Origin of the sequence: Paenibacillus sp. OT2-17 (assembly GCF_009827695.1) — a bacterium.
Lineage (GTDB): Bacteria > Bacillota > Bacilli > Paenibacillales > Paenibacillaceae > Paenibacillus > Paenibacillus polymyxa_B.
This window is the reverse complement of record NZ_WUDQ01000129.1, coordinates 1-8,568: the sequence shown is the minus strand read 5'-3', so window position 1 is coordinate 8,568 and position 8,568 is coordinate 1. Positions and strand designations below refer to the sequence as shown.

Below are 8,568 nucleotides of genomic sequence, written 5' to 3'. Positions count from 1 at the left end.
GCAGCTAGTTTCATTTCCTCATTAATCGTCGTAGCATGGCAATCTAGAGCACCCCGGAAAATTCCCGGGAAGCATAGCACATTGTTAATTTGATTTGGAAAATCGGAGCGGCCAGTAGCAAGCACACGTACATGAGGTGCGGCTACAGCCGGATCAATTTCCGGCTTCGGATTCGCCATGGCGAACACAATAGGATCAGTTGCCATGCTCTGTATATCCTCCACAGTCAGTATATTCGGGCCTGACACACCGATGAATACATCAGCTCCCACAATCACATCGGATAAACTTCCACTTAAATTGTGCGGATTAGTCATGTTCGCATACTCTGTCCAATGCGGGTTACTGTACTCCACGTCACGATGAATAGCTCCCTGTCGATCAACGCCAATCAGATTGCGTACACCTGCCTTAAGCAGCATACGGGAGCAGGCCATACCCGCCGCACCGATCCCTGCAAATACAACTTTGACATCCTCCATTTTTTTGCCACATACCTTTAATGCATTGACCAGACCCGCTAATACAACGACTGCCGTACCATGCTGATCATCATGAAATACTGGAATGTCCAGTTCCTGCTTCAACCGTCTCTCGATTTCAAAACAGCGTGGCGAAGATATATCTTCCAAATTAATACCGCCAAAGGCAGGAGCAATCATTTTGACAATTTGAACAATTTCATCAGCGTCCTTCGTGTTGAGACAGATTGGGAAGGCGTCAACACCTGCAAATTGTTTGAACAACACTGCTTTACCCTCCATCACAGGCATAGCCGCCTCCGGTCCGATATCTCCTAATCCAAGTACCGCAGTTCCGTCTGATACGACTGCTACTGTATTCTTTTTGATCGTTAATTGATACGCTTTGGCTGGGTCATTGGCGATTTCCATACAGATTTCAGCTACACCCGGCGTATAAACTTTGGACAGCCCCTCCATCGTTTCAATTGGCTTCTTTGGTAAGGTCTCCATTTTGCCACCTGCGTGTAATTCTCTAATTTCATCTATTAAACTGCTCATATTTTTCTCCGTCCTTCCATGTCTCTATTTGGATATGAATCTCAGTCCTGTGTATAAAACTCATCAGCTCCATAATTGGAGTAACAAAGTTGCTAAAATGACCGTGCCTGCCCCTCCAATACGTGTTGCAATTTGCGCAAAAGGCATCAGTTCCATCCGATTGGACGCAGACAGAATGGCTACATCTCCCGTGCCCCCTAATCCACCACGACAGCTAGTCACCAAAGCAGCTTCTACGGGATACATGTGAATCCATTTTCCTGTGAAGTATCCGGTAACAATCAATGCAACTACAACAGATGCGCAGGTGATGGCATAAGGAACCGTTAAAATCCCAACTACACTATCCAAAGGTACATACAAAATTCCCAATCCCACCATCAAGGGCCACGTCAGACTTGCCGTTATACATTTGTACAAGTGAAAAGCTCCCTGCTCCAATGTGTTCGGCATGATCTGAATACACTTAATTAATGCCGCCGCCAGAATCATGAGGATCGGACCTGGAATATGGAGATACGGCTCCAGCAACTTACCCACAATAAAGAAAGTGCAAGCTAACAGCAGGCCTCCTCCCATCAATGGAAAAGAAATCGATTGCTCCAAACTTGCCGGAGCTAACTTGTCTGCATCTTTCTCTAGTTTTAATAACCTACCGTTACCTGAAGTTTTTGGATTTTTCTCTGCTAATCTCTTCAGAACACCCGCACCTATGATTGCAACAATGTTCCCGATAATTGCAGCCGGGATAAACTGGGATACGAATACTGCGGAATCCTTGCCCAGCACCAATCCATACGAAATGGACAACGGTAAAATGCCTTCCCCAATCCCACCGGAGATAATCGGAATGATGATGAAAAAAAATGTATGATAGGCGCTATAGCCAAAAGCCATCCCCACCACCATCCCCACGGCAACAGCTGCAATAGATCCTATAATAATGGGGGCAAAAATTTTGACAATTCCGTTCATCAGCATTTTCCGATCCATGCCAAGAATACTTCCCGTTACTAGACATGCGATGTAGAAGTAAAGAAAATTCGAGGTTTTCATAAGCGTGTGTACAGCACCCATCGCAGATGGACTGAACATATTCCAAAATACCATTAACGATGGAACCATAAGAGATAAAATGGCCGGCCCGCCAATATGCTTAAGCAACGGAAGTTTGGCCCCTAGATCACTGAGAAGTATACCTAAAATCATGATGACGGCAAACCCGCCCAACAGATCGTTCGGAAGTCTTTCAGTAATTGCAGCTGCATAAACAATTAGCGCGATCACGGCATAGAGTGGAAGAGGAATAACCCCCACCTTTACCCTACCCAGCATTCTGATGCCATCTACAAAATTTTTACTCCATCTTTGCCCCTTTTGAATGACAGGCTGATTCGTAGCATTTTCCATAAATCTCCCTCCATAAAGTGAAGAATGATGATCATGTTTCCATTCTACACCTTGGAAAACGCTTTATTTGGTTTTAAAACTAATCATTCACTTTTGTAATTAAAGTAATCAGAAAGAAGATTTAAATAAAACTATTCATGATGCCTTCTGCCTGTGGCAATATTCGGTATTGGTAAACAGGACGCCCTATGGTACCGTATATGGTTTCCATGGAAAGAGCCTCAATCTCTGTCATAAAAGCCAGGTACTTGCGCATAGACACCCTGGATATCCCTGCACTTTCCGCAATATCCTCGGTGGAAAATAGCACCTTATTATGCCGCTGGATACAATTCCATATCATAGACAGCGTGGATTTAGTTATGCCTTTGGGCAACCGTGCCAAGTCTTTAGTCAAGCTTTTATGATAAATCAGTCGGTCCAGTTCTTCCTGCGAAAGTAGGCTGCGCTCACGCACGATGCTAATGTGCTCTCGGTACCCCGTGAGGGCCTCCAAAAAACGGTTAAAGTGGAACGGCTTAATCAAGTAATCCACCGCACCGAAGTTCATCGCTTTTTTGACACTGTTCATGTCACTTGCAGCCGAGATGACAATGACATCTATATTTACACCTGTCTCCCGTATGAATGACAGTAAATCGAGGCCATTGCTTTCCTGCATATACACATCTAGCAATATCAAATCAATGGCTTGTTCAGCTATATATTTCTTAGCCTCTTCCACAGAAGAAGCCCAACCCCCACATCGAAAACCTTCTACCTGCTCCATATATTTGCGGTTAAATTCCGCAACCATCGGATCATCTTCTACAATCAGGACATTAATCATGTTCATCATTCCCCGCTATAATGTATGGAATCGTAATCTGAAAACAGCACCCTTGCTCGGCTGGGATCAACTTTATGCTTCCCTGTAATCTTTTCACACTTTGCGTCACCAGATAAAGACCCATCCCTCGTGACTCTCCCTTGGTCGAAAAACCTTTTTCAAATATAGCCTTCACAAGACCTTCCGGTATACCCGGACCATTATCGCACATGATACAGGTCAGATAGCCGTTCTTCTGGCTTTCCTCATAATAAAGTGAAAGGGTAATCCGTTTGTGCTCCAAAGATTCCATCGCCTCCACCGCATTATCAAACAGATTGCCAAGAATAGTAATCAGTTCATGCGTCGTCTGAGTTTGACTGGATTCGGGCAAGTAACTACCTGGAGTCAGTTCAAAAATCACCCCTACTTCTCTGGCCCGGCTTAATTTCCCCAACACAAACCCTGCCATAACTGGGTCCCTGATCTGCCGGGTGATGGAGCCAATTTCCACTTGATGATGCTCGACGGCATCCATAATGTAATGCTCCAGTTTATCGTACATTCGCAAGTGTACCATCCCCATAATGACATGCAGCTTGTTCATAAATTCATGAGCCTGCGCACGTAGTGCTTCCGTGTACAGGGACACTCCTGTCAAACGTTCCGCAAGCTGGTTCATCTCCGTTTTATCCCGAAAGGTTACAATTGCTCCCACAATTTCCCCTTTGACCCGTATCGGAACACTGGTGGTCAGCAAGGTTATTCCACCCAGTTCCATTTCCTCATCCATCCGTGGAGTACTCGCTTCCAAGACCTCTTGCAATCGAAAAGCGGATAAATAAACGGTAATCTCCTGTCCGGAGAATGAGAAATCTTCAATCCCCGCTTGCCTAAGCAGACGTATCGCTTCTGCATTCATCAGCATGACGCGACCGAATTCATCTACCGCAATAACCCCTTCCTTGATGGATTGCAACATAGCGCTGCGTTCCTCCAGCAAGCGTGCGATTTCCGGCGGCTCCAGTCCGACTAGCATATTTTTGATTTTACGAGCCAGCACAACCGCACCTCCAGTGCCAATCAACATTCCAGTGCCAATGGCGATAGCAATAAGACGGTTGTTGCCTTCCTGAGCCATCTGTACATCTTGCATGGATATACCAACAACAATCGCCCCTACCTGTTTCCCCGTTAAACTGAACACGGGGGAAAAGGCTCGCATGGACAAGCCCAATGTTCCCTTCGCAACAGACACGCTCTCATGGCCATGAAGTGCAGTATACTCGTCTCCGCCGACAAAAGCTTTGCCGATCATCCTAGCATCCGGGTGCGTTTTACGAATTCCCTTCATATCCATAGCCACGATAAACTGGATGTGATTTGCTGCTGAAACCCTCTTCACATACTCCTGCATGGAAGGAGACGAACCCGTCCCTTGCAATTGCTCGACAATAAGCGGCGTATGGGCGAGTGTACGCGCGATGGACATTGCCTTTTCTTCCAGTCCCTTCTCAGTTTCATGTTCCACTCTCTCAGCAAATAACAGGGTTACAGGCAGAAGCACAAGTGCCATAACTAGACATACTAGCAGTGTAATTAGGCCTCTGAGCTTTAATAGCGGTTTACCCCGACGTAGCTTGAGCTGTACATTTCCGATGGAACTCACCCCTTTCTACTTGATATTAAATCTCAACAGTTCAACATGCCTATACAAAAATGGTTATGTATGTGTTTACGTGAATATAAAAAAAGGAACTATCCCGCAATTGCGGAATAGTTTCCTTTGATTCATGGTTGAAGCTCCGCGATTCCTAATTGGGCTTAGTCGCCTCGGAAGGCGCGCTTCACACGGTCAAAAAAAGACTGCTCATTCTCATGTGTCTGCTCTCCGCTAAGCGAAGAGAATTGACGCAGCAAATCCTTTTGTTCTTCACTCAGCTTACTAGGCGTTACCACAACGACCTTAATATGCTGGTCACCCTGACCTACGCCACGCAGTTTTGGCACACCTTTTCCTTTAAGACGGAAGTAAGTACCTGTTTGCGTACCTGCTGGAACTTTCAGCTTCACTTTCTCGGTCAACGTTGGGATCTCGACTTCATCTCCCAATGCTGCCTGTGAGAACGTCAGCGGAATTTCACAGTAGATATCGTCTCCCTCACGCTCAAAGAAGTCGTGCGATTTCACACGGAACACGACGTACAAGTCACCTGCCGGTCCTCCGTTGACACCGCCTTCGCCTTCACCGTTAATACGCATTTGTGCGCCGTCATCTACACCCGCTGGAATGCGGATATGAATTTTACGTTGCTTGCGTACCCGACCCGAACCGCTACAAGTCGTACATTTTTCTTTAATGATTTTACCGGAACCGCCGCAATTGGAGCAGGCGCGTCGATTAACCATGCGACCAAACGGTGTATTCTGCACCACTTCTTCCTGTCCGCTGCCGTGGCAGACGGAGCAGGTTTGTGGTTGAGTACCCGCTTTGGCTCCCGTACCGTGACACGTATCACATGTTTCCGTACGTTCAATATGAATATCGGTTTCTTTACCGAACACCGCTTCCTTGAATTCAATCGTCATCGTATATTGAAGATCGTTCCCACGCTGCGGTGCATTCGGATCACGTCGACCATTGCCGCCGCCACCAAAGAACATATCAAAAATATCGCCAAACCCGCCACCGAAGTCGGCGCCACCACCGAAGCCGCCTCCCATGCCCTGGTTCGGGTCTACATGACCATACTGATCGTATCTTGCCCGCTTCTGACCATCGCTGAGAACATCGTAAGCTTCTTTCACTTCTTTAAATTTAGTTTCCGCGTCCGCAGCCTTGTTCACGTCCGGATGATACTGACGCGCAAGCTTACGGTAAGCCTTTTTGACTTCTTCATCCGAAGCGCCCTTCGCGACGCCCAGCACCTCATAATAATCACGCTTATCAGCCAATGTTCCACCCCCATGCCTACAACGTGTCTGCACTACATATAAAAGGAAAGCCAAAGGCACGGGATGACCCGGCTTTGACCTTCCCATCATTTCAAGGCAGTACAACCCGTAATATGCTTATTTATCTTGGAAATAACTGTTACCCTTCGGCTAATTGTTATTTATCAAGGCAGCTACGCTGCAATTACTATTCAGTATATCATAACGCATCGGTGTACCGTAAAGCTACCACTGCCCGATCCGTAGCTTAGTCTTTCTTCTGGTCTTCGTCAACAACTTCATAGTCCGCGTCAACTACATTGTCGCGGCCTTTGCTGTCTGCTGCGCCGTCTTGAGCTTGTTGAGCCTGTGCTTCTTGAGCAGCTTGCTCATACAACTTCACAGACAATTGCTGAACGATTTCAGTCAGTTCTTCAGTAGCTTTTTTGATGTCTTCCAGGTTGTCGGTTTCCAGCGTTTTTTGCAGATTTTCTTTAGCTGCATTTGCTTTTTCGACTTCGCCTGCATCCGCTTTTTCGCCCAGATCTTTAATCGTTTTGTCTACAGAGTAGATCAGTTGATCCGCAGCATTTTTCGCTTCTACCAAATCTTTGCGTTTTTTATCTTCTTCCGCATGCAACTCGGCATCCTTCATCATACGTTCTACTTCCTCGTCGCTCAAGCCGCTGGAAGATGTGATCGTAATTTTTTGGCTTTTGCCTGTGCCTTTATCTGTAGCGGATACGTTCACGATACCGTTCGCATCCAGATCAAAGGTAACTTCGATTTGTGGTACACCACGTGGTGCTGGAGGGATATCTCCCAATTGGAAACGACCCAGTGTTTTGTTGCCTGCTGCCATTTCACGTTCACCTTGCAACACGTGAATTTCTACGCTAGGCTGATTGTCGGCATATGTCGAGAATACCTGCGATTTGCTCGTAGGGATCGTCGTGTTACGATCAATCATTTTAGTAAACACGCCACCTGCGGTTTCAATACCGAGGGACAGTGGAGTTACGTCAAGGAGAACGACGTCTTTCACATCACCAGTCAGTACACCCGCTTGAACTGCCGCGCCCAAAGCTACCACTTCATCAGGGTTTACGCCTTTGTGTGGCTCTTTACCTGTCAGCTTTTTGATTGCTTCTTGTACAGCCGGAATACGTGTGGAACCTCCGACCAGAACGATTTTGTCGATGTCGCTGGCACTCATGCCTGCATCTTTCATTGCTTGACGAGTAGGTCCCAATGTACGTTCTACCAGACCTTCAGACAATTCTTCAAATTTCGCACGAGTCAGGTTCAACTCCAAATGCTGTGGAACGCCATCAGCTACTGTGATAAACGGCAAAGAAATCGTCGTTGTCAGTACGCCGGACAGTTCTTTTTTCGCTTTTTCCGCTGCATCTTTCAGACGTTGTACAGCAGCTTTATCTTTGCTCAGGTCGATGCCTTGATCTTTTTTGAACTCATTTACGAGGTAATCAATAATCACTTGGTCAAAGTCATCGCCACCCAGCTTGTTATCGCCGCTTGTTGCTTTAACTTCGAAGAAACCGTCGCCCAGTTCCAGAATGGATACGTCAAATGTACCGCCACCCAAGTCATACACGAGGATCGTTTGGTCTTCGGATTTTTCCATACCGTATGCCAATGCAGCTGCTGTTGGCTCGTTGACAATCCGCAGAACTTCCAGACCAGCAATTTTACCTGCATCCTTGGTTGCTTGACGTTGACCGTCATTGAAGTAAGCTGGAACAGTAATAACAGCTTGAGTAACCGTTTGTCCCAGGTAAGCTTCAGCATCGGATTTCAGCTTTTGCAAAATCATAGCGGAAATTTCCTGTGCGGAATATTCCTTGCCGTCAATGCTTTCTTTATGGTTTGTACCCATGTGACGCTTGATGGACATAATTGTACGATCCGGGTTCGTAATTGCTTGGCGTTTTGCCGTTTCCCCTACAGTACGTTCTCCATCTTTTTTGAAACCAACAACGGAAGGGGTTGTGCGTGCGCCTTCCGGATTTGGAATAACGACCGCTTCGCCGCCCTCCATAACAGCCACACAAGAGTTGGTTGTACCTAAGTCAATGCCGATTACTTTGCTCATCGGACAATTCCTCCTTCTGTATATACGAGGCCCGCGGGCCAGAATGGTTGAATCAAAATGATGTATTTCTAATGTATATTGAAAAAGCTACATGCTCACTTTTACCATCGCTGGACGAAGCACCTTGTCCTTCAGCATGTATCCTTTTTGTACCTCTTCAACGACGATGCCTTCCTCATGCTCTTCGCTCTCCACCTGCATAATAGCCTGATGGAAATCCGGATTAAACGGTTGTCCCACCGAATTCATGGCCGTTACACCCTCTGCCTGAAGCACACTCT

At 46.5% G+C, this 8,568-nt stretch carries 7 protein-coding genes; all 7 read right to left on the bottom strand.

Annotated features, from left to right (window positions below; all coding sequences use genetic code 11):
- Nucleotides 1-1,022 (bottom strand): NAD(P)-dependent malic enzyme (locus tag GRP75_RS14760; protein WP_160789665.1); only part of this gene is annotated, 1,022 nt, incomplete at its 3' end.
- 63 nt (nucleotides 1,023-1,085) lie between these two features.
- Nucleotides 1,086-2,432: a 2-hydroxycarboxylate transporter family protein gene (locus GRP75_RS14755; RefSeq protein ID WP_023989508.1), complete on the bottom strand. Its 1,347-nt coding sequence runs from the start codon at nucleotides 2,430-2,432 to the stop codon at nucleotides 1,086-1,088.
- 121 nt (nucleotides 2,433-2,553) lie between these two features.
- Nucleotides 2,554-3,261, bottom strand: a complete 708-nt coding sequence (gene dcuR / locus GRP75_RS14750; protein WP_160789664.1) for a two-component system response regulator DcuR — start codon at nucleotides 3,259-3,261, stop codon at nucleotides 2,554-2,556.
- Nucleotides 3,254-4,909 carry a DcuS/MalK family sensor histidine kinase gene (gene dcuS, locus GRP75_RS14745; RefSeq protein ID WP_160789663.1) on the bottom strand — a complete coding sequence of 552 codons (1,656 nt, stop codon included), beginning with the start codon at nucleotides 4,907-4,909 and terminating at the stop codon, nucleotides 3,254-3,256. The genes dcuR and dcuS overlap by 8 nt, the downstream gene beginning before the upstream one ends.
- A gap of 155 nt (nucleotides 4,910-5,064) precedes the next feature.
- Entirely contained in the window at nucleotides 5,065-6,195 is a 1,131-nt protein-coding gene (gene dnaJ, locus GRP75_RS14740; RefSeq protein ID WP_023989511.1) for a molecular chaperone DnaJ, read from the bottom strand.
- A gap of 247 nt (nucleotides 6,196-6,442) precedes the next feature.
- Nucleotides 6,443-8,287 (bottom strand): molecular chaperone DnaK, encoded by a 1,845-nt coding sequence (gene dnaK / locus GRP75_RS14735; protein WP_023989512.1) that lies wholly within the window; start codon nucleotides 8,285-8,287, stop codon nucleotides 6,443-6,445.
- Nucleotides 8,288-8,374: 87 nt separating this feature from the next.
- A partial coding sequence (locus GRP75_RS14730; RefSeq protein WP_160789662.1) for a nucleotide exchange factor GrpE occupies nucleotides 8,375-8,568 on the bottom strand: 194 nt, incomplete at its 5' end.